Origin of the sequence: Thalassobacillus devorans MSP14, from assembly GCF_000496835.1 — a bacterium.
In the GTDB taxonomy this organism is placed as follows: Bacteria; Bacillota; Bacilli; order Bacillales; family Halobacillaceae; genus Thalassobacillus; species Thalassobacillus devorans_B.
Window position 1 is genome coordinate 57731 of record NZ_KI543236.1, and the last position, 20300, is coordinate 78030.

Sequence of the window (20300 nt, forward strand, 5' to 3'; positions counted from 1 at the left end):
AAAACGGTTTGGTGCTGAAAGGAGAGAAATAAGATGAAGAAACAGATAGGGTTCATCGGATGCGGTAATATGGCCCAGGCGATGATCCAGGGTATGTTGAAAGCAGAAATTGTTCACAAAGACCAGGTTTCTGCCACAGCTATTACAGATGAAACAATCGAAGGAGCGGCATTCCGTTTCGATATTGATACATCGAATAACAATAAGCAGTTGGCCAGTGAGAGTGATATATTGTTCCTTGCTGTCAAACCGTATATCTACAAAGAAGTGATGGAAGAAATCAAATCATATGTAAGGAAAGACGCCATCATTATTACGATTGCGGCGGGCATTACGATTTCTGACATTGAAAGCTCATTTGACCATCAGGTGAAAGTTATAAGAACGATGCCGAATACGCCTTCTCTTGTGGGAGAAGGGATGAGTGTCCTGTGCCCAAATAAATATATAACGCCTGATGAGCTTAACGAAGTGCGGGATATTTTTGAAAGCTTTGGAAAAGCGGAAGTCATGCCGGAGAAACTGATGGACGCTATGCCTGCTGTGAGTGGATCGGCACCTGCTTATGTGTATATGTTCATCGAATCGATGGCAGATGGAGCGGTGCAGCAGGGAGTACCGAGAGCTCAGGCATACAAGCTTGCTGCTCAGGCTGTTCTTGGGTCAGCAAAGATGGTACTCGAAACCGGGGAGCACCCTGGGAAATTGAAAGATGATGTCTGTACCCCTGGCGGGTCTACGATTGAAGCAGTGACAGCCTTGGAAAGTGCAGGCTTCCGGGGAGCAATTCAGTCTGCGATGGATGCCTGTACGAAGAGAGCTAAATACTTATCAGGAAGTAAGAAATGAAAGAAGCCGTTTTTCGGCTTTTTTTATTTTTTAAATTGGAAGGGAGGGGTTGCACAACCTCCTAAAAACGAATAATATATTAAATGTTGTTATTATTATTCGGAAAGCAAGGTGTTGATATGTCCAGGATTTTTCGGCTCCAAGAAAATAATACGAATGTACGTACAGAACTAATGGCAGGTGTGACAACATTTTTGACGATGGTATATATCATTGTTGTCAACCCGGCTGTTTTATCTGCAGCAGGAGTTCCATTTGAGCAGGTGTTCATGGCGACGGTGATTTCTGCATTAGTCGGTACATTGATTATGGCATTTGCCGCTAATTACCCGATTGCAATTGCGCCCGGAATGGGGCTTAATGCATACTTTGCCAGTGTGGTCGCTTCTCAAGGTGTATCTTACCAAATTGTCTTCGGCACTGTTTTTATAGCGGGTATTCTATTTATTTTATTAAGTTTAACCAAATTAAGAGAAACGTTGATTATGGCAATACCGGCATCATTGAAATATGGAATTACATCCGGGATTGGATTGTTCATCGCTTTTCTCGGTCTGAAGATGTCTGGGATTGTCGTTCCAAGTGAAGCGACAATGGTGACCTTCGGCGATTTGCATCAGCCGGTAACATTACTGACTCTTGCAGGTCTTTTCATAACGTTGGCCTTGATGGCGAGAAATGTAAAGGGTGCGCTGTTTCTGGGTATGGTTATTACCGGAGTTCTCGGTTACTTCACAGGCCAGCTTCAGTTTGAAGGCTTTGTTTCGGCACCTCCAGTGCCTGTGTTTTTTGATTTGGATATCAGCGGTGTTTTCGCTAATGGATTATATACGGTGATTTTTGCATTTTTGCTCGTGACCATTTTTGATACGACGGGTACGATGATCGGTGTAGCTGAGCAGGCTGGGTTTATTAAATCAGATGGCAGCCTTCCCCGCGCCAAGGCTGCTCTAATGGCTGATGCAGTGGCTACAACCACGGGGTCCATGTTTGGTACAAGCCCATCTACCGCATATATCGAGTCTACATCCGGCGTAGCTGCCGGCGGCAGGACAGGTCTTACTTCGGTCGTTGTGGCCATATTGTTCTTTTTAGCTATTTTCTTATCCCCAATTGTAGCCGCTATTTCCAATTTGCCGGCTATTACAGCTCCGGTACTCATCATTGTAGGCTGTTTTATGATGGAGGGGCTCGCACGTGTTGACTGGAGAACATTTGATGAAGCTTTTCCTGCTTTTGCGATCATCTTGACGATGCCGCTGACATCCAGTATCGCTACAGGAATTTCTATCGGTTTTATCACCTATCCTTTATTGAAGCTTGTCAGTGGGAAAGGAAAAGAAGTCCACTGGATTTTATATATGTTCGGGATAATTTTCATTTTACAGATGATTTTCTTCCCCGCTCATTAATTCACCATGATGCCTCCGATTAATTGGGGCATCTTTTTTTATACTTTAAGAAGTTTAACTTTGTTAAAGGATTAAAGTATAAGAAAGTACGAAGGCTTTCGCCAGAAAAACTTGCCGACAAGCCAAGTTTTTCTAATAACTCTCCTTCCATAAATGACTAAATACTCCAATATCGCTCATACTAAGAATCACTATGTAAAAATAAAGGCGGTGAGTGTGATGGGTTATCGTAGACGGAAGTCGAGACGGGATAAATTAATTGAAGAGCAGCCAGGTAATGAAGCGGACGTTAAGGAACCGAGTCAGCCAAGCTTTTCACAGTTATCTCAGAATATCGAATATCTCACCAAAGCCTTAAAGCATTCTAATGATTTAAAGATTCGTATATTACAGGATGGCCAGGCAGCACTTCTTTTCTTTGAGACACTATCAGACCAGGAGAAGTTACAAGCAAATATTTTCACACCAATAGAAAGCGGAAATTTTGATTCTATATCTAAACTTCCCAATGGAAAAAAGACGGATGACCTTGAAGAAGCCCTCAAGGTGCTTCTGAGGGGGCATGCCCTTTATATAGAAGAGGGGAATAAGTCGCTAGTCTATTTTACAGTAACCACGACGTACAATAGAAACGTAAAAGAACCAGATAACGAAAAAGTGGTCAGAGGCTCCCATGAAGGCTTTGTAGAAAATATCATGATCAATATTAATCTGATTCGGAAAAGATTAGAACACCGTGATTTAACGATCAAATACTTCCGAGTTGGTAAAAAAACAAATACAAATATCGCTATAGCTTATATGGATGGGATTACAAACCCAGAACTAGTAAAGGAAATTAAAAAGAGGATTAAAAGTGTCACTGCAGATACGATTTTAAGTCCTGGTTTTATGGAAGAGTTTATCGAAGATAATCCAATGTCGCCATTCCCTCAGACATTAAGTACGGAACGTCCTGACCGGGTGATTGCAAATGTAATGTCAGGAAAGGTGGCTCTGTTAGCTGAAGGAAGTCCGACCGTATTGATTCTGCCATCCACTTTTTTCATGTTTTATCAGTCACCGGATGATTATAATTCCCGTTGGGTGTCAGGCACCTTCATACGGATAATCCGCTTAATGAGTTTCCTGATCGCAATTGGTCTTCCAGCTATGTATATCGCTATTATCGGTTTTCACTTTGAAGTGATACCCGATGACCTGGTGTCGCCAGTAAAAAGTGCTATTGAACAGATTGCTTATCCACCGTTCGTTGAAGCATTTATTATGGTCATCATCATCGAATTGATCAGGGAAGCCGGGATCAGGCTGCCACAGCCTGTGGGACAGACAATCGGTATCGTGGGTGGTTTGGTCATTGGGGATGCGGTCATAAGAGCAGGGCTTATCTCCAATTTAATGGTGATTGTCGTTGCGCTGACAGCAATCGCCTCTTTTGTAGTTCCTTCCCATGAACTAAGTACGACCCTCCGCTTTTTGACATTTCCGTTGATCATTCTCGCAAGTACCTTAGGGTTTATCGGGATTGTTTTTGGAATAATGTTTATTCTCATCCATTTGGTCAAATTAGAGTCATTCGGAAATCCGTATTTCGCCCCTGTATCTCCCTTAAGGATAAAGGATTTGAAAGATACTTTTGTTCGGCTTCCTCTATTTAAATTAACGAATAGACCGAATGATGCGAATCCAATAAATGAGAAGTCGATGGGCGAATCAAGGGAGTGGAAGAGAAGTGGAAAATCCAAAAAATCAAGGCAAACAAAAGGGACAACCCAACCAAAATGATGCAGCTTTTTTTAATAACAAAATCTCCCGCCTGCAATTTTTTTTCCTGATTGTCCAGACACAAATCGGTGTAGGTGTCATTTCTCTCCCTTATAACCTGCAGCAAGTGGCGAAACAGGATGGATGGATATCCCTGATTGGGGCTAGTCTTATTGTCCAGCTCATCATGTTTTTACATTGGCTGCTTATGAAAAACACTCCCAAGCAGCATTTGTTTATGAACCTGGAAAATATATTAGGCAGATGGATAGGAAAGGCCTCTACTTTATTATATAGCTTGTATTTTATTGCTGTAGGAGCCTTGATACTGATTCTTTATACAAGAATTATCAACTTATGGATGCTGATCAATACACCAAAATGGGTTTTGATGGCTTTCATGGTTGCTGCCGGCTTGTATCTTATTTCCGGAACGATAAAAGTACTGGCAAGGGCTTATACGCTTTTCTCCGGATTAATGATCATCCTGATTGTTTCATTGGTATACGGCATTAGAGATGCTCATTTAATCTTTATTTTTCCGATGGGTGTAGAAGGACTGGAGCCTATTTTAAAAGGAGTCAACGAAGGAATACTTTCGCTGTTAGGTTTTGCGTTCGTATTAATCATCTATCCGCTTGTGGAAGGCACCAATAAAGAGAAACTGAAAACGATATTTTATACCCAGTGGTTTGTTCTTGGATTTTACTTGTTAGTCGTTTTTTCAACCTTCACTTTCTTTGGGGCAAAAGAAATTTTGCTCGTCCCACAACCGGTATTATATATGCTGAAGGCCTATGAATTCAGTGTCGTCGAACGGTTGGATTTATTTTTTATCTCGGTTTGGGTTGTATCAGTTACCACTTCTTTCACCACTTATTTGTATATGTCCGGAAAAGGTTTGAAGCATATGTTCAATAGTAAAAGGGAGATGCCTTTTATGATTATGATGGCTATCGTAGCTTTCATTTTGGCTTTAACAATCGGCAGTGGTGAGCAGCGAATCGATCAATATGGAGATGTGGTAATGAAATTCGGCTACCTGTTCTCTGGATCATTGCCGGTCATTTTATTATTAGTTCTCTTCGTTCGTAAAAAGAAACATACAGGAAGTGGTTCCAAATGAAAAAGAAAGGTTTGTTATTGCTGCTATGTTGTGTGATGTTACTAACCGGTTGCTGGGATCAGCGTTTATTCAAAGATGCTAAGCTGATCATGGGGGCTACTTTTGATCTAACGGAGGATGGAAGAGTAAAAGATACCGTCTCTATACTGATACCAGAAGCCGGAACAGATAGGGCGACGGAGGGGCATGCTCATATAGAAACGGGTATCGGTCACAACTTATTTGATGCGAGAAATGAAATCGATAAACAATTATCCTATCAATTCGATCCCTCCAAAATAGAGGTATTACTCATAGGAGAAGAACTTGCAAAAAAAGATATATATTCTATTCTGGACGGGTACTACAGGGATCCTCGAAACAATTTAAGCGCTGAAGTAGCAGTCGTGGAAGGGGAAGCCTCAAAAGCTTTTTCTATAAAGACAGACCAGGAACCCCGTGTTTCTGAACATATTGTCGGCCTGCTTGACGCTGTTGCCAAAACTACCCATTCTCATGGTGACAATGTCCAGCTGATTTGTGCGGAACTATTTGAACCAGGTATCGATATTGCTTTACCTTTACTTACCGTAGATACAGAAGCGAATAAAATAAATTATAAAGGATTGGCGCTCTTCCATGATAAAAAATACTCTGGAATATCATTAGATGCTGAGCAAGCCACACTATTGTTATTAATGAATAATAAGATGGGGAAAGTCGCCAGAATAACACGGCAAGTAAGTGAAACAGGTGAACCAGGTATGACAAGGTATTTAAGCGCTGAAGTAATCAAACAAAATCGTGATTTAAAAATCAAACCTTCCGGAGGAACGATTTCTGTAGATGTAAACTTAGATTTATATTTGAATGTGGTAGAATACCCGAAGGGTAAACTGACTAACCCGAAAGTAGTAGCGGAGTTGGAAAAACAATTATCGAAAACCTTGACGAAAGAAGCAAATGAAATCATTTCGCTGTTACAGGAATCACATAGTGATGTTCTGGGAATTGGCAGGCGAACAGAAGCTTTTCATTATGATACATGGAAAAATATGGATTGGGATAAGGATTTTAAAACCATTATGATTACGCCAAAAGTAAATGTAACGATCCAGGAACATGGAATCGTTGGATAAGTGAAAAATTTGTAAAAATATGAAACTTCTCCTGGAGTGAAAACGTCTTACAAATGTAGAAGGCAAAATCAGGGGGAAGTTAAATGAAAAGAAAAAATATTACGATCTCTGTTGCTTTGCTGGTGGTATTCGTTGTGGCAGGCTGTCAGACTACTAATGGGGCATCGCACGACTATTTTGATTATAACAAAGGGGATGCCAGACAGGCTGCAGAGCAACTGGGGTTTGAGATGGATCTGCCTGAATTCATTCCATTTGAAATGGTAATGATGGTCTCTGATGTGTATAAAGTCGAGGGATCTGAAGCACTTGATCTCAGCTTTTACACTAAAGAAAATGATTTATTGACCCTGCAGTTTATAGAAGGAAATGTCGAACCGGACTTGTTTTCACCAGAACAAGTAGCGATTACAGATTCCCTATCCGGTCAGTACGTTGATAATTCATTTGCTAAAACAGTGACCTGGCAGAAAGACGGGGTTACTTATAAGATGACTTACCGTCCAAGCAAATTTTCTGATGGTGATCATAATGTGAAAAAATCAGATCTGCTCGATGTAGCACGCTCGTTTCACTTTTAATAACCACCGTTAAATCTCGCAAATGCTCCCTTTTATGGAAGACTCAGTTTCGAGAGAAACTGTTTCCGTTACGGTGGTGAGCGTTTGGAGGTCCGGGAAATCACTCGCTTTCCATGGGCGGACGGTGAGCTTCCTCAGGCTCCGCCTTGCGGGATCTCACCAGTCCTATCCTCCCATCGGAGTCTCGCAATTTCCCTGACCTCCTTACGTCTATAAGAGAAACGGAAACATTGGCAGGCAGAGTCATCCAACCATACTAATAGCTACAAAGAGGCTTTGTTTGGCGGTGAATTTGGAAGACATCTTCATGTATGGCAGGGGTTCGTTTCTCCCATCCTTCGGATAGGGTGGTTGGGAAACTGCGAGACTCCCGCGGGAGAAGGAGCTAGGCAAGATCCCGCAGGGCTTTAGCCCGAGGAAGCTTGCCAGGTCCCCCGCAGGAAAGCGAGTAGTTTCCAAGCCAGCCCTGACTCTTTTTTAGTAAAGAACCCCCTTTTCTCTTGAAACTGAGTCTTCCATAATCCGGCCATATAATTGAAGAAGGTTTTGTGAAAAATAAGCTTCACGCATGTATAGCATAAAAACGCCTGATCATCCATGAATGGTCAGGCGTTTTTATGCTATACATGAAACCGAAAAAATGGAAGAAACTAAGTCATACAGCTTCGTAAAGGAGAGAAAAACGTGGGCAAATGGTTGGTATGCTTGTTTATTTTCCTCAACGTAGTAGTACTGGGAACCGAAAAACAAGTAAATGCAGAAACAGTGACTTATTACGTCAAATCAGGAGATACAATGTGGGAAATCTCCCTCCGTTATAGTCTTCCTTTAAAGGAAATACTCGAAAGCAATGCACATATTGATAACCCGTCGGTGATCTATCCGGGGGAGCGTATAGCAATACCTTCCAGAAAACTTACAGAAAGAGTCACCGAGCTTACCAATAAGGCACGTGTTCAAAAAGGAATTGAACCGCTAAATACGGATAAGCAGTTGGCACGTGTTGCGGCAATTAAAGCTGAAGATATGGCTGAAAATGGCTACTTCAGTCACCAATCCCCCACATATGGGTCTCCTTTTATGATGCTCCGCGATTTTCAAATAGAATTCGAGCGTGCAGCTGAAAATATAGCGGCTGCTCCGCTTTCTCCCGAGAAAGTGGTATTACAATGGCTGGCGCATCCCGGCTATCGAAAAAATGTATTAAATAAGAGAATGACCCATATTGGGGTAGGATATTCGGAAGGAAAGAATGGAAGAGGATACTGGGTACAATTTTTCATTCAAAAATAGAAAAAACGGACAAACCTCTGATGACGTAACCCAATAAATTTGTTAAGGTGTATAAAGTCCTGCGGAATATAGTAAAAAAGATTGACCGTTTCACAATACTTCTAAATATTGTAAACCTTGATATGACAAGGGTTTCAGTTTTATGACTGAAAATTACACTTGCATGACGTCTGACAACCTGATAAAATCCAATATGAAACAATCGAATGAAAGCATTTTCATAAAGAGACGGACAATTTTGAGGGAGGAAACAAACCATGGGAATTTTACTAGGTCTTTTGGGTATCATCGTTGTTCTGGGCATCGCTTTCCTAATGTCCAACGATAAGAAAAATATTAACTATCGTGGCATCATAGTCATGCTTGTTTTGCAAGTATTCACTACCTGGTTCATGTTCAATACCGGGATCGGAAAAATGATTATCGAAGCCATTTCTGCTGGATTCAACAAGTTAATTGAGTTCGGTTCACAAGGTGTCAACTTTGTTCTTGGGGGAATTGCTGTCGAAGAAGGCGGCGGAGGCGTATTCTTTTTCAATGTGCTTTTATTGATTATTTTCTTTGCGACTATTTTATCCGTATTAACTTATTTGAAAATCTTGCCTTTCATCATTAAATATTTAGGACAAGGCCTTTCTTACATTACAGGCTTGCCAAAAGTCGAATCTTTTAACGCGGTTAACAGTATCTTCTTCGGTCAGTCTGAAGCTTTGATTGCCATCAAGTCACAATTCCATCACTTGAGTGATAATCGTTTATATATTGTCAGTGCCTCTGCAATGGGTTCTGTATCTGCTTCTATCGTTGGAGCTTATATCGGTATGCTGCCGGCTGAATATGTATTAGTGGCATTGCCTTTGAACATGTTCAGTGCCTTGATTGTAGCGTCTATCATTGCTCCAGTTAGAGTGGACAAAAAAGATGACATTGTAGAAATCAAAGAAGTAACTACTGCAAAAAGCTTTTTTGAAGCAATGGGTAACGGTGCTTTGGACGGGGGCCGCATCGCCCTTATTGTAGCTACGATGCTGATTGCTTTCATCGCATCTCTTGAGCTTGTGAACTGGGCATTTGCTGGTATCTTCAATGGATTTACCCTGCAGGAAGCTTTAGGTTATGTCATCGCTCCAATCGGTCTGTTGATGGGAATTCCAGCTGCAGAAGTCATCGATGCCGGAGCTATCATGGGAACAAAGATTGTCACAAACGAATTCGTTGCCATGTTGGAATTCCAGAACATGCTTGGTCAAGTTTCTGAGAAGACAGTCGGTGTCGTAACTGTATTCCTGACTAGTTTTGCGAACTTTTCTTCCATTGGTATCATCGCAGGTACTGTTCAAGGGATCGATTCTGTCAAAGGTGGAAAAGTTTCCGGATTCGGTTTGAAATTATTGCTTGGTGCAACGCTTGGTTCTGTACTATCTGCAACAATCGCAGGTCTCTTCCTGTAAATAGCTGACATAAAGTGCCACCCTTAATTATGGGTGGCACTTTTTTTGTTTTTAATAGTAGTGTTTCAGTTTCGGCCTTTTCGGAAATAAATCACTATAACTACGAAATAAGGAGAGATGTTATGGTACAGTCACATAACCTATACATCAATGGAGAATGGGTTAAAACAGATGATCAGTTAGAAGTCTTTAATAAGTATACACAGGAAGTTTATGCCCGGGTATCAAAGGCGGGAGAGAAAGAAGTAGAACAGGCAACCACCGCTGCAGAAACTGCTTTTAAAGAAAACCCGCTTCCTCCTTATGAGCGGTACAAAATTTTAAAGCGGGTCAGCGAACTGCTTCAGGAAAACAAAGAAGACCTCGCTAAAAATATTACGATGGAAGCAGGAAAACCTTTAAAGCAGACACGGACGGAAATTGACCGCGCGACCCAGACAATTGAATTGTCAGCAGAAGAAGCAAAGCGCATCCATGGGGAAGGTGTACCGGTGGAAGCAGCTCCTGGTTCAGAAAACCGGATGGCCTATACAATGAAAGTACCTGTCGGAGTAGTCGGAGCAATCAGTCCCTTCAATTTTCCACTGAACCTGGTAGCCCATAAAATTGCACCTGCTATTGCTGCCGGAAATACCGTGGTGTTGAAGCCTGCAAGCAATACACCGACTACTGCTCTGAAATTGGCTGAACTCTTTGAACAGGCCGGACTTCCGAAAGGTTTTTTGAATGTCGTTGTCGGATCCGGTTCAACCGTAGGTCAGCAAATGATGGAAGATGAGCGGATCAATTTATATACATTCACTGGAAGTGCCAATGTCGGTTTGAAATTAAAGCAGAATACAGGGTTGAACAAATTAATTCTTGAGTTGGGTAATAACTCCCCGGTTATTGTTGATAAAGAGGCGGACTTAGATAAAGCAGCCAGCAACATTGCTCAGAAGAGTTTCGCATTTGCCGGGCAAGTTTGCATTTCTGTTCAGCGCTTGTATGTACATGAAGATATCCAGCAGGAATTCCAGGATAAATTATTCCAGTCAATCGACCAATTAAACATCGGTGACCCCAACGATCCAGACACCGATGTCGGGCCTATGATCAGTGAAGAAGAAGCTGAACGTGCTGAAGAGTGGATCAGGGAAGCAGAAGAAAACGGAGCGAAGGTCGTTTATGGCGGCAGCCGTGAAGGGGCTTTGCTGCATCCAACGGTAATTGCTAATGTGAAAAATGATATGAAAGTCGTTTGTGAAGAAATTTTTGCACCAGTCGTAAGTATGATTCCGTTTAGCGATATCAAGGAATGCATCGATGAAGTGAACAAATCCCAATATGGACTTCAAGGCGGTATTTTCACGAAAAATCTGGAAACTGCCTTCTATGCAGCTAAACATGTCCATGTTGGAGGTCTCATGATCAATGACTCCTCTCAGTACCGTGTCGACTTAATGCCATATGGCGGTGTCAAAGGCAGTGGCTGGGGCAAAGAAGGCCCGAAATATGCAATCGAGGATATGACTGAAGAACGATTGATTGTTTTCAACCTTGATCAATAATGTTATAAAACCAGCTGGCACACGCGTCAGCTGGTTTTATATTTGCTATGGAATTTAATATTTCTGCGCTGCAGATAAAACATCCGCACATACAGCGTCATAGCTCCGGCAGTCAAGCCGATGATGAGACTCATCCAATAACCATAAGGCCCGAGTGATGTATAGTTGGCGAGCAGCCAGCCACTGGGCAAACCAATTACCCAATATGATACAAACGCCATCACCAACGTGATATTGACATCTTTGTAGCCACGCAAAATCCCCTGAATCGGCGCTCCGACAGCATCTGACAGCTGAAACCAGATCGCAAAGAAAATAAAGTTTTTCGTCAATGCAATTACAGAAGGGTTAGAACTGTAAAGACGGGCAATGGCATCGTCAAACACATACAATATCAACCCGGCCAGCACGGACATCGCAACAGCAGTCAAGATGCCTAAATAGGAATACGTACGGGCGTCCTTGTGGCGGTTTGCCCCTGTTTCAAAACCGACTGCAATGGTAAGGGTGAATGCAATGCTGAGCGGTATCATATATAACAAAGAAGCGAAGTTGATGGCAGCCTGGTGTGCGGCTATGGTATACGTATCATAGGCGGTCATGAAAAAAGTTACTGCAGCGAAAATACTGGTTTCAAAGAAAATCGCAAAGCCGATTGGAATGCCGATTTTCAGCTGCTCTCCCCAGGCCTTCAACGATGGGCGGATCCAGTTGGATAGAATGCGGTAGGCTCGGAATGGGTGAACGGTCTGCAGGATAATGATCGCGATAATGAAAGACACCCAATAAGTCAAAGCAGTTGCCAGCCCCGCGCCAATACCGCCAAGTGCCGGAAATCCAAATTTCCCAAAAATGAATACATAATTTAATAATATATTAGTCGGAAGGGTAAGGAGAATGATGAGCATTGAAATTCTTGTATACCCCAGAGCATCTATGAAACTGCGATAGATATTGAACACAAATAACGGTATAATTCCAATTCCGAGTGTAATCAGGTAGTATTTTGCGATATAAGCAACATCTTCTGTAATGTCCATCAGACCAAGAACCGGATCGATCAAAAAGAAACCTGACAATCCGATAACGGCAGCGAGAACTGCTGCCAAATACGCTCCCTGTATGACAGCTTCCGGGATGTCGCTGTCTTGTTTAGCTCCCTTTAGCTGTGCAACAATAGGAGAGATGGCCAACATGATACCATTCAGTCCGGTAAAGACGGGTAGCCATACATTGGAACCGATGGCAACACCAGCTAAATCTTCAGCACCCGCCTGGCCGGCCATGATGGTATCGAAGAAATTCATCGCATACATGCCGATTTGTGTGATAAGAATCGGGATGAGGATGATGATAAAAAGCTTGATTTTCTGTTTCAAGGTTGAAGTTTCATACATTTGTATCTTCCTTTTCTGATACAATTCACTTAGGATAGAGAGGATTATAGCATAAAAACAAAACTTAACCTACAAGTAATCATGAAATAGGCAGGATGAAGAAGAGAAAGGAAGTTTTTCATGAGTAAGAAAAGAATATTATTTACTGGTGGAGGAACAGCAGGGCATGTCATCGTGAACCTCGCATTGATTCCTGAATTTAAAAAACTAGGATATGAAATTGATTATATCGGCTCCCATAACGGGATAGAGCGTCAATTGATCGAGGAACTCGATGGTGTTTCCTACCACGCTATTTCCACAGGAAAGCTTCGCCGTTATATGTCGAAAGAGAATTTGAAAGATCCTTTCAAAGTCATGAAAGGAACCGTGCAGGCGTGGTCAATCATCCGAAAGCGGAAGCCGAACGTCATTTTCTCTAAAGGCGGCTTTGTATCTGTCCCAGTAGTGGCAGCTTCATGGATGAACCGGGTACCGGCAATTATCCATGAGTCGGACTATACGCCTGGGCTGGCCAATAAATTAGCAGCGCGGTTTGCCAAAAAAATTCTCGCTACTTTTCCGGAAACGATGCAGTATCTCCCTGAAGGGAAAAAAGAATATATCGGAGCGGTCATTCGTGAAGAGTTATTCGAGGGTAATAAACTAAAGGGGCTTGAGTTGTGCGGGTTCTCTGCGTCAAAACCCGTTTTAATGGTAATGGGTGGAAGTATGGGATCGAAAAAAATCAATGATTCCATCCGAAACCAGCTGGATGACCTGCTGGCGAAAATGCAAATCATCCATATCTGCGGCAAAGGAAATGTCGAGGAATCAGTGAAGCGGCCGGGTTATGCCCAGTTCGAATACGTGACCGATGAATTGAAAGATCTTTTTGCGGCGACTGATTATATCGTCTCCCGCGCAGGGTCCAATGCCATCTTTGAGTTTTTGGCATTAAAAAAGCCGATGCTGCTTATCCCTTTATCGAGACAAGCAAGCCGTGGAGATCAGATTTTGAATGCAGATTCGTTTGTCAAACAAGGGTATGCAAGAAAGCTGGAAGAGGAAGAGTTGACAGAAGAAACACTCATCCGGGAAATTAAGGGTCTGATGAATGAGAAAAATGAAATACTTAAAAATATGGATAACTACCACAGTGAGCAGGTGAAAGAGAAAGTTGTCCAGTTGATACAAAGTTACGAGAAAAGATGAACCTTCGGACTGCCTTCCATTAAGGCAGTCTTTTTTTGTACTTTATGAAATGTTAATTTCAAGATGTAAAGTCAAAAAAACATTAAGGATTTCGCGATAAGGACTTGGCTATAGGCAAAGTTTTTCTGAAGTTTAATCAAGGTTAATCTGGGGAGCGTATGTAATTTAAGTTATAATTGAAAGTAACAGCATTATACAAGTCAGGAGTCGATGTGATTGAAAAATGTCGTTTGTCATTATTGTAAAAAGGAAGTGAAAGACAGGGACAATCTGGTGACCGCTTCCAATTGGTTCCGTGTCAAAGCGTTTCACTATAAATGTTTCAAAGAACAGGAACAGGATACCAGGCTTTCGATCAATTCCTGGAACCCGGTCAATGGGGGCGCTGGAAACGTCAGTTTTGTTATCATGCTATTACTGGCGATCTGGATGTTGTTCACCAGCACGCTGGGTTTCATCGGCGACTTAATAGGAATATTAGCATTGTACCCGATTTTCCTGCGGTTTTTATCGTTGATTTTTATCGAGTCTGCCTTACCCAAGTTCAGTTCAGATAAGCAGAGAAAGTGAATTGTGATCAGTGAAGCTCGCCATGGCTAAGTAAGCTATTATCAGTTCTAAGATAAATAAAGGAGATAAGAAGGTTTTACCTCATTTTCAAACTGGGTAAATACATAAAGTGAGTAAAAATGATAGGATGTAAGCAAGCATTTCGCAAAGGAGAGATAGGATATGAGTTTAACAAGTACTGTCAAACTACGTAATGATGTAGAAATGCCATGGCTCGGCCTTGGGGTATATAAAATGGAGGACGGCCAGGAAGTAGTGGATTCGGTGAAAAGTGCCTTAGAACTGGGCTATCGTCATATCGATACTGCGTCCTTTTATAAAAATGAAGAAGGTGTCGGACAGGCGATCAAAGAAAGTGAGGTTCCACGTGAAGAAATCTTTGTTACTACGAAGGTGTGGAATGATGAGCAAGGTTATGAAGAAACCCTGGAGGCTTTCGAACGCAGTTTGAATAAATTGGGCCTCGAATACCTCGATCTATATCTCATTCATTGGCCAGTCCCGGGGAAGTTCACGGAGACGTGGAAGGCATTGGAGAAGCTTTATAAAGATGGAAAAGTGAAAGCGATTGGTGTCAGCAACTTCCTTCCGCATCACTTGGAAGACGTTATGAAAGACGCTGAAGAAACTCCAATGGTTAACCAGATTGAACTGCACCCGGAGCTTCATCAACAGCAGACAAGGGAGTTCTGTCAAGCAAATGATATCCAGCTGGTCGCCTGGTCGCCACTTGCACGTGGGAAGTACCTGGATGCACCTGTTTTGAAGGAACTTGCTGAAAAGTATAGTAAAACGCCAGCGCAAATCATTCTTCGTTGGGATTACCAAAGTGGTATCGTGACGATTCCTAAATCCGTTAAAAAAGAAAGACAGCAGGAAAATGCGGATATCTTCGACTTTGAACTGACACAAGAAGAAATCAAACGTGTCGATGAACTTGACCTTGGAGAAGATGGACGAAACGGTCCACACCCTGATGAATTTGACTATTAATATCCAAGGGAAAGTGACAGATGTACCGCAAAAAGGCATGGGCAGTATATGTCCATGCCTTTTTGTACTTTAAAAGAGTTTAACTTTGTTTAAGGATTAAAGTATAAGAAACACTTAGGATTTCACCATAAAGACTTGGTGACAAGCCAAGTTTTTTTAATAATGTTTCTTTCTGCATTTCTCTCTACCAGCTCCGATAAGATAATGAACCAGGCGGGTCATGCATGAATATTTGATAGATTGGAAAGGGATAGGCAATCAGCATAGGAGCAATTAAGTTTGAACGACACTTTGTTCGCTATCTATATGGGCAGTTTGCCGTCAACGAATGAGATTAAGGTGAAAATGATGATAAGGAACAAAACATATATAAACAGGGTCAACAGTAAGATTTTCGGTTTTCTGAGAAACAACATGTTGGAGCCCAGCATAGAATCCCTGTTATTTAATTTATGTTCCAGATCATCTAATAATTGTTCAATGGCCTGCTGCTCATTCCTGCTATTGGCTTCTCTTAATTCATTTAAAACTTTGGAGTAGGCTTTCGGAATACTTTGGGTACTGTTGCTGCCATTTTTGCCGGTTGTCAGTTCAGCTTCCATGTTGACGATTTTTTCAAAGTAGTTGTCTTTTTGACTTGCGTCTAAATGTTTGCTTCTTTCAAAACGGAGGACAAGGTCACCGAATAAGTTTTCCAGGTCATAATTCGCTTCTAGATCAACATTGAGATCCCTTTCCACCGATCTGAATATCATAATTAATTTATTGTGAGAAACTTTTTCTTCACTGACTAACATTCCTTCAAGAATATCAAGCAATGTATCTTTTGCTTTATTAATTCTTTCTTTTTTTACTTTTTTCCCAGAAAACCATAAACCAATTGGTCCCAGAATGAAAAACACTAGACCACTTATAAACGACACGACGATATTATTCCTATTTGCTTCCCAAAAAGCAGCTATCCAGTCCACCCATACCACAACCTGTCTAAAAAATGTGATTTTTGGAGCAGGAGAATGTTGTTCTTATAACATATCTATGAGTGACAGAAGTAATAAATTCATTTGCAATGCATTCATACCACGTATATTTCATGTTACAGGAGAGGTTGTCGGAAACCATAACAGACGATGCAGACATGCCTAAGGAAGGGGATCGCGGTGGTCAGCCTACAAAAGCTGGCAGGGTTGAACGGAAGTCACATAAAAAAGAACGACCTTATCTGAACGGGATAAGGTCGTTTTTATATCATAATCAGAAAGGGGAATAACTGATTATTATTGATTTGCCAATCCAAGCATAGCATTCTTATCAGCGCGAAGCGCGTTCACTGCTTTCAGCCCTGCTGCCATTTGTGCAGAGTTAGCACTCATAGTAGTAGTTGGCGGGAAGCAAGTGATACCGGTAAAGCAGCTAAGGTCTACTTCAACGCATATACCCGTGCTGAACCATCCATCAAATAGGAAGAGGTCACAGATCGAATCTGGTGTCTCATCACAAAGACTAGGAAAAAGCAATTCCAGAATAGCGCAGCAATCATCATCTTCTTTGAACTTCTTCACTCGGAAGAAGGGGGAAGGAACCGGACCGAAACAGTCGTTCTCTCTGCGCACTCCCCACGCGAAGTAAGGAAGCAGTCCAGCGAAAGTATTTTCGCAGCCGCACAGCAGCATAAAAGGAATCGTATCGTTGCCGTTTCCGTTGCCGGTAGGGGATACCAGATCCCTGATGGACATTTCGCAAGATCCGCTTCTGCAACAGTCATTGTTGGCGACTTCGTCTTGGACTTCAGCGATCCTTCTTACTTTTCTGCACACGCAGTTGTCTTTTTTGCATTTACAACTCATTCATTTCACTCCTTGATTTGTTTTGCCCGAAGGTATTAATAGAATATGTCGGGGATACAGGAGTGCATGGGAGTTTGTCTCTATCAAAATAATAAATGTACGTTTGTCCATAGCAGGCTTGTCCAGTGAAACAAGCAATCCCCTAGACAGGTTGTCCTATCCGAGGGAAAAGCTTTGGTTAACAACTCTAAATTAAGACAAGATAACGGAGAAGTTGGCTGGGAAATGGGAATGTTTCTTGATAATTCCCTTTTTCATGAGGGTTAGAGCCACTTTTTCATATTATTAATGGGCTGAATTTCTTTGGTTTCTTCCATTAGACGGAACGGACATCCTTTCTCCTGCAAACGCTGGAAGGTGTTACGGATGGTAAATATCTTTGGGTCTTCCAATGAATCAAGTTCTTCCCAATATAACGGAGTGGAGACACTTGCTAATGCATTTCCCCGCGGGGAATAAGGAGCAATGATGGTTTTTCCCGGTCCATGCTGGACATGGTCTACGTACAATCTTCCTTTACGATTCTTTTTTAATCGTTCTGTGGTAAACAGATCCGGCTGGTAATCTACCAGTGTGTTAGCAATTAATTCTGTAAAGCGGCTTGTCTGCTCATAGCTTAAAGACTTGTCTGGAAGCGGCAGGTAGACTTGCAACCCTTTGCCACCAGAGGTTTTCACAAAAACATAAACCTGGAGTTCCTGGAAAATCGCATATAGGTGCTTAGCTGCCTGGACAGCGAGGTGGAAACCATTTTCGTCCGGGGGATCGAGATCAAATACGATCTCTGCCGGAAAGTCACTGTTTTGTTTTTGAAAAGGAATATGATATTCGATTGCTGCCTGATTGCCAAACCAGGCAAGGTGTGCAGCGCTTGAAATAAATTGGCTTTCTTCCTCGTTTTTCTCAAACAGATCAGGAGCGTAGGCGGGCAGGTTTTTTTGAAAAAATGCTTCCTTATTTATTCCGTCAGGATAACGGATGACGGTCAATTTTCTGTCCTCCAAAAAAGGCTTCATATATGGATAGATTCTGCGCAAATAACCAATCAGTTCTGCTTTGGAGAGTTCTAATTCCGGGTATAAATGTTTATCCAGGTTGGTATAGGAAACTTCTTCAGGCGGCATGCCTAGTTGCCAGTCCAGCTGGGAAATGGTGCAGGCCTCCGGTGAGACGTCCAAACGGAAGTCAGTAAATACAGGCTCTCTCAATTCGTTTCCATGGAAACCAAGGCAGTGGATCCCCATACAAATAGCAGGAGATACCTGGAAGTAATCACCCTCTCTGGTACCCCGCTCTTTTACTGCCTTAACCAGTGTTTCCTTATCGTTCTGGTCCAATCCATGCTTACATTTTCCGATTGTAAGCAGATTTTTTTCTTCATCATAAACAGAGATGTCAAAATAATCGTTTTGCTGTTGGTAGCCAGTAACTATTCCTGTGATGGTCCGCCAATTCTTGACTTTTTTCCACTTTTCATTTTTTCCTGCTTCATAGCGGGCAGTGGTGAGCTTTGCCACTATCCCTTCAGCAAGATGGTCATCGACACGTTGCTTAATCACGGACTTTCTTTTTACAGCCTCAACATAGCCAAGCGGCCTGGAAAACCGGATGGCAAGGGGCAGGTCCAGGAGCTTGAACAATTGCTCTAGCTGCTTTTTTCGTGAAGTATAAGTGGAAGTCGATTTCTTCCCTTTCCACTCGATGATATCAAAGGCGAGGAAGTGAGCTGGCCGTTGTTCTCCTTGCTGTTGGATACGCGCTTTATTGCTCATGCGTGAGCGTGTCTGCAAGGTATAGAAGTCGCTCTGATACAAGGTGTTCAAAACGCTCAATTCACCATCCAGCACCAGCGGCAGATAATCCTCTAACGGTTCGGAATGGTTGTGAAAAAATTCTATCACCTCGGGGAACTGTTTGGTCAGTGATTTTCCATTCCGGCTGATTAATTCCACATTGCCATACTCCCACTTGACTAGGCAGCGAAAACCATCGTATTTCACTTCGTACACCCAATTTTTACCGTCAGGCAATTCAGCGTCAAGCACTGGCTGCATGGTCTTATGCTTCATAGCGACACCACCTTTAGCGTTAGTTTGGCAATCAGATAAAATGCTAAACATAAATCTTCGCTGAAAGCTCAAACTAATGAAAAAGAAGGTGACGAAATGCACACGATGTGGAAAGGGACGATCAGTTTCGGTCTGGTTAACATCCCGGTGAAACTGCATGCTGCGACTGAAAATAAGGATGTAAAGATGCGCCAGCTTCATAAGGAATGCCAGTCTCCAATCAAATATGAAAAGGTCTGTCCGGTATGTGACCGCGAAGTGGAACAAGATGAAATCGTCAAGGGTTACGAATATGCGAAGAATAAATTCGTCTTGATCGATGAAGACGAATTGGAAGAATTGAAAAAGGAAAATACCGATAAAGCCGTTGAAATTGTTGATTTTGTCAGCCTGGAAGAAATCGATCCGATTTATTTTGAAAAAAGTTACTTTTTATCCCCGAATGAAGGTGGTTCGAAGGCGTATGTCCTGTTGCGGGAAGCGTTGCAGGATACAGGCAAAATAGGGGTCGCTAAAATTCTGATACGCTCCAAAGAGCAGCTGGCAGTTATCCGTGTTTACGAAAACACGCTTGTCATGGAAACCATCCATTACCCTGATGAAGTTCGTGCCACTGTCGATGTACCGAATGTGCCTGAAAAAGGGGAGACCGTCAAAAAAGAGTTGGATACAGCCAAAATGCTGATAGATCAATTGACATCGGAATTCGATCCAGAAAAGTACCAGGATGATTACCGTAATGCACTGCTTGAACTTATTGAAGAAAAGAAAAACGGAGAAAAACATATTGCGACTGCTAAAGAAAAGAAAACCCCTGATAATGTGACAAACTTGATGGACGCTTTGCAGGCATCGCTCGACAAAGCGAATAAAAGCGGTGGAAAAACAACCAAAAAAAAATCCACAGCCAAAAAAAGCAGTACAGCCAAAAAAAGTACTTCAAAGAAAACCTCTACAGCGAAAAGCAAAACAAAAAAGAATGCGTAGCATAGTTGTGATTTAGAGGCAGCTTTTTATGGAGTTGATTTTCTGCCAATGCAAATGTCAGTTTCACGACAAAAAAAGCTGCCCCTTGATGGACAGCTT

17 protein-coding genes are annotated in these 20300 nt (G+C 42.1%); 13 read left to right on the forward strand and 4 right to left on the reverse strand.

Annotation, left to right across the window (positions count from 1 at the left end; genetic code table 11):
- Nucleotides 1-33: 33 nt before the first annotated feature.
- The 9 genes from proC to P855_RS0101105 all read left to right on the forward strand — a co-directional run bounded on the left by proC (nucleotide 34) and on the right by P855_RS0101105 (nucleotide 11144).
- Entirely contained in the window at nucleotides 34-849 is an 816-nt protein-coding gene (gene proC / locus P855_RS0101060; RefSeq protein ID WP_028781857.1) for a pyrroline-5-carboxylate reductase, read from the forward strand.
- A gap of 119 nt (nucleotides 850-968) precedes the next feature.
- The gene (locus P855_RS0101065; RefSeq protein ID WP_028781858.1) at nucleotides 969-2261 is read left to right on the forward strand and encodes an NCS2 family permease; all 1293 of its coding nucleotides are present in this window, start codon (nucleotides 969-971) and stop codon (nucleotides 2259-2261) included.
- A 219-nt stretch (nucleotides 2262-2480) separates the two neighbouring features.
- Complete coding sequence (locus P855_RS20195; protein WP_051353029.1) at nucleotides 2481-4046, forward strand: spore germination protein; 1566 nt, start codon at nucleotides 2481-2483, stop codon at nucleotides 4044-4046.
- The gene (locus tag P855_RS0101075; RefSeq protein WP_028781859.1) at nucleotides 3994-5151 is read left to right on the forward strand and encodes a GerAB/ArcD/ProY family transporter; all 1158 of its coding nucleotides are present in this window, start codon (nucleotides 3994-3996) and stop codon (nucleotides 5149-5151) included. Before P855_RS20195 ends, P855_RS0101075 begins: the two co-directional genes overlap by 53 nt.
- Entirely contained in the window at nucleotides 5148-6269 is a 1122-nt protein-coding gene (locus tag P855_RS0101080; RefSeq protein ID WP_028781860.1) for a Ger(x)C family spore germination protein, read from the forward strand. Before P855_RS0101075 ends, P855_RS0101080 begins: the two co-directional genes overlap by 4 nt.
- 83 nt (nucleotides 6270-6352) lie before the next feature.
- A complete protein-coding gene (locus P855_RS0101085) occupies nucleotides 6353-6850 on the forward strand; it encodes a hypothetical protein (RefSeq protein ID WP_028781861.1) in 498 nt (165 codons plus the stop codon).
- Nucleotides 6851-7534: 684 nt separating this feature from the next.
- Nucleotides 7535-8143 (forward strand): CAP domain-containing protein, encoded by a 609-nt coding sequence (locus P855_RS0101095; RefSeq protein ID WP_028781862.1) that lies wholly within the window; start codon nucleotides 7535-7537, stop codon nucleotides 8141-8143.
- Between the two features lie 257 nt (nucleotides 8144-8400).
- Nucleotides 8401-9594, forward strand: a complete 1194-nt coding sequence (locus tag P855_RS0101100) for a NupC/NupG family nucleoside CNT transporter (protein WP_028781863.1) — start codon at nucleotides 8401-8403, stop codon at nucleotides 9592-9594.
- 122 nt (nucleotides 9595-9716) lie between these two features.
- Nucleotides 9717-11144, forward strand: a complete 1428-nt coding sequence (locus P855_RS0101105) for an aldehyde dehydrogenase family protein (RefSeq protein ID WP_028781864.1) — start codon at nucleotides 9717-9719, stop codon at nucleotides 11142-11144.
- 26 nt (nucleotides 11145-11170) lie between these two features.
- On the opposite strand, the gene P855_RS0101110 is transcribed toward P855_RS0101105, so the two are convergent.
- Nucleotides 11171-12541: an MATE family efflux transporter gene (locus P855_RS0101110; protein ID WP_028781865.1), complete on the reverse strand. Its 1371-nt coding sequence runs from the start codon at nucleotides 12539-12541 to the stop codon at nucleotides 11171-11173.
- Between the two features lie 120 nt (nucleotides 12542-12661).
- Between P855_RS0101110 and P855_RS0101115 the strand changes: the two genes are divergently transcribed.
- The 3 genes from P855_RS0101115 (at nucleotide 12662) to P855_RS0101125 (ending at nucleotide 15298) form a co-directional block, all read left to right on the forward strand.
- On the forward strand, nucleotides 12662-13735 hold the full coding sequence (locus tag P855_RS0101115; RefSeq protein WP_028781866.1) for an undecaprenyldiphospho-muramoylpentapeptide beta-N-acetylglucosaminyltransferase: 1074 nt from the start codon (nucleotides 12662-12664) through the stop codon (nucleotides 13733-13735).
- A gap of 216 nt (nucleotides 13736-13951) precedes the next feature.
- Nucleotides 13952-14305: a hypothetical protein gene (locus tag P855_RS0101120; protein WP_028781867.1), complete on the forward strand. Its 354-nt coding sequence runs from the start codon at nucleotides 13952-13954 to the stop codon at nucleotides 14303-14305.
- Nucleotides 14306-14467: 162 nt separating this feature from the next.
- A complete protein-coding gene (locus P855_RS0101125; RefSeq protein WP_028781868.1) occupies nucleotides 14468-15298 on the forward strand; it encodes an aldo/keto reductase in 831 nt (276 codons plus the stop codon).
- Nucleotides 15299-15600: 302 nt separating this feature from the next.
- On the opposite strand, the gene P855_RS0101130 is transcribed toward P855_RS0101125, so the two are convergent.
- From P855_RS0101130 to ligD, 3 genes are all read right to left on the reverse strand, one after another.
- Nucleotides 15601-16269 (reverse strand): hypothetical protein, encoded by a 669-nt coding sequence (locus P855_RS0101130; RefSeq protein ID WP_028781869.1) that lies wholly within the window; start codon nucleotides 16267-16269, stop codon nucleotides 15601-15603.
- A 306-nt stretch (nucleotides 16270-16575) separates the two neighbouring features.
- A complete protein-coding gene (locus P855_RS20200; protein ID WP_051353030.1) occupies nucleotides 16576-17145 on the reverse strand; it encodes a CotY/CotZ family spore coat protein in 570 nt (189 codons plus the stop codon).
- A 263-nt stretch (nucleotides 17146-17408) separates the two neighbouring features.
- Nucleotides 17409-19214, reverse strand: a complete 1806-nt coding sequence (ligD, locus tag P855_RS0101145) for a DNA ligase D (RefSeq protein WP_051353031.1) — start codon at nucleotides 19212-19214, stop codon at nucleotides 17409-17411.
- Nucleotides 19215-19310: 96 nt separating this feature from the next.
- Here ligD and P855_RS0101150 point away from each other — a divergent pair, with 96 nt between their 5' ends.
- The gene (locus P855_RS0101150) at nucleotides 19311-20201 is read left to right on the forward strand and encodes a Ku protein (protein WP_028781872.1); all 891 of its coding nucleotides are present in this window, start codon (nucleotides 19311-19313) and stop codon (nucleotides 20199-20201) included.
- Nucleotides 20202-20300 lie beyond the last annotated feature (99 nt).

What these genes read in the sequence shown, in the direction of transcription:
- proC (WP_028781857.1), top strand. Translation starts at nt 34, where the DNA reads ATGAAGAAACAGATAGGGTTCATCGGATGCGGTAATATGGCCCAGGCG.
- P855_RS0101065 (WP_028781858.1), top strand. Translation starts at nt 969, where the DNA reads ATGTCCAGGATTTTTCGGCTCCAAGAAAATAATACGAATGTACGTACA.
- P855_RS20195 (WP_051353029.1), top strand. Translation starts at nt 2,481, where the DNA reads ATGGGTTATCGTAGACGGAAGTCGAGACGGGATAAATTAATTGAAGAG.
- P855_RS0101080 (WP_028781860.1), top strand. Translation starts at nt 5,148, where the DNA reads ATGAAAAAGAAAGGTTTGTTATTGCTGCTATGTTGTGTGATGTTACTA.
- P855_RS0101085 (WP_028781861.1), top strand. Translation starts at nt 6,353, where the DNA reads ATGAAAAGAAAAAATATTACGATCTCTGTTGCTTTGCTGGTGGTATTC.
- P855_RS0101100 (WP_028781863.1), top strand. Translation starts at nt 8,401, where the DNA reads ATGGGAATTTTACTAGGTCTTTTGGGTATCATCGTTGTTCTGGGCATC.
- P855_RS0101105 (WP_028781864.1), top strand. Translation starts at nt 9,717, where the DNA reads ATGGTACAGTCACATAACCTATACATCAATGGAGAATGGGTTAAAACA.
- P855_RS0101110 (WP_028781865.1), bottom strand. Translation starts at nt 12,541, where the DNA reads ATGTATGAAACTTCAACCTTGAAACAGAAAATCAAGCTTTTTATCATC.
- P855_RS0101115 (WP_028781866.1), top strand. Translation starts at nt 12,662, where the DNA reads ATGAGTAAGAAAAGAATATTATTTACTGGTGGAGGAACAGCAGGGCAT.
- P855_RS0101125 (WP_028781868.1), top strand. Translation starts at nt 14,468, where the DNA reads ATGAGTTTAACAAGTACTGTCAAACTACGTAATGATGTAGAAATGCCA.
- P855_RS20200 (WP_051353030.1), bottom strand. Translation starts at nt 17,145, where the DNA reads ATGAGTTGTAAATGCAAAAAAGACAACTGCGTGTGCAGAAAAGTAAGA.
- ligD (WP_051353031.1), bottom strand. Translation starts at nt 19,214, where the DNA reads ATGAAGCATAAGACCATGCAGCCAGTGCTTGACGCTGAATTGCCTGAC.
- P855_RS0101150 (WP_028781872.1), top strand. Translation starts at nt 19,311, where the DNA reads ATGCACACGATGTGGAAAGGGACGATCAGTTTCGGTCTGGTTAACATC.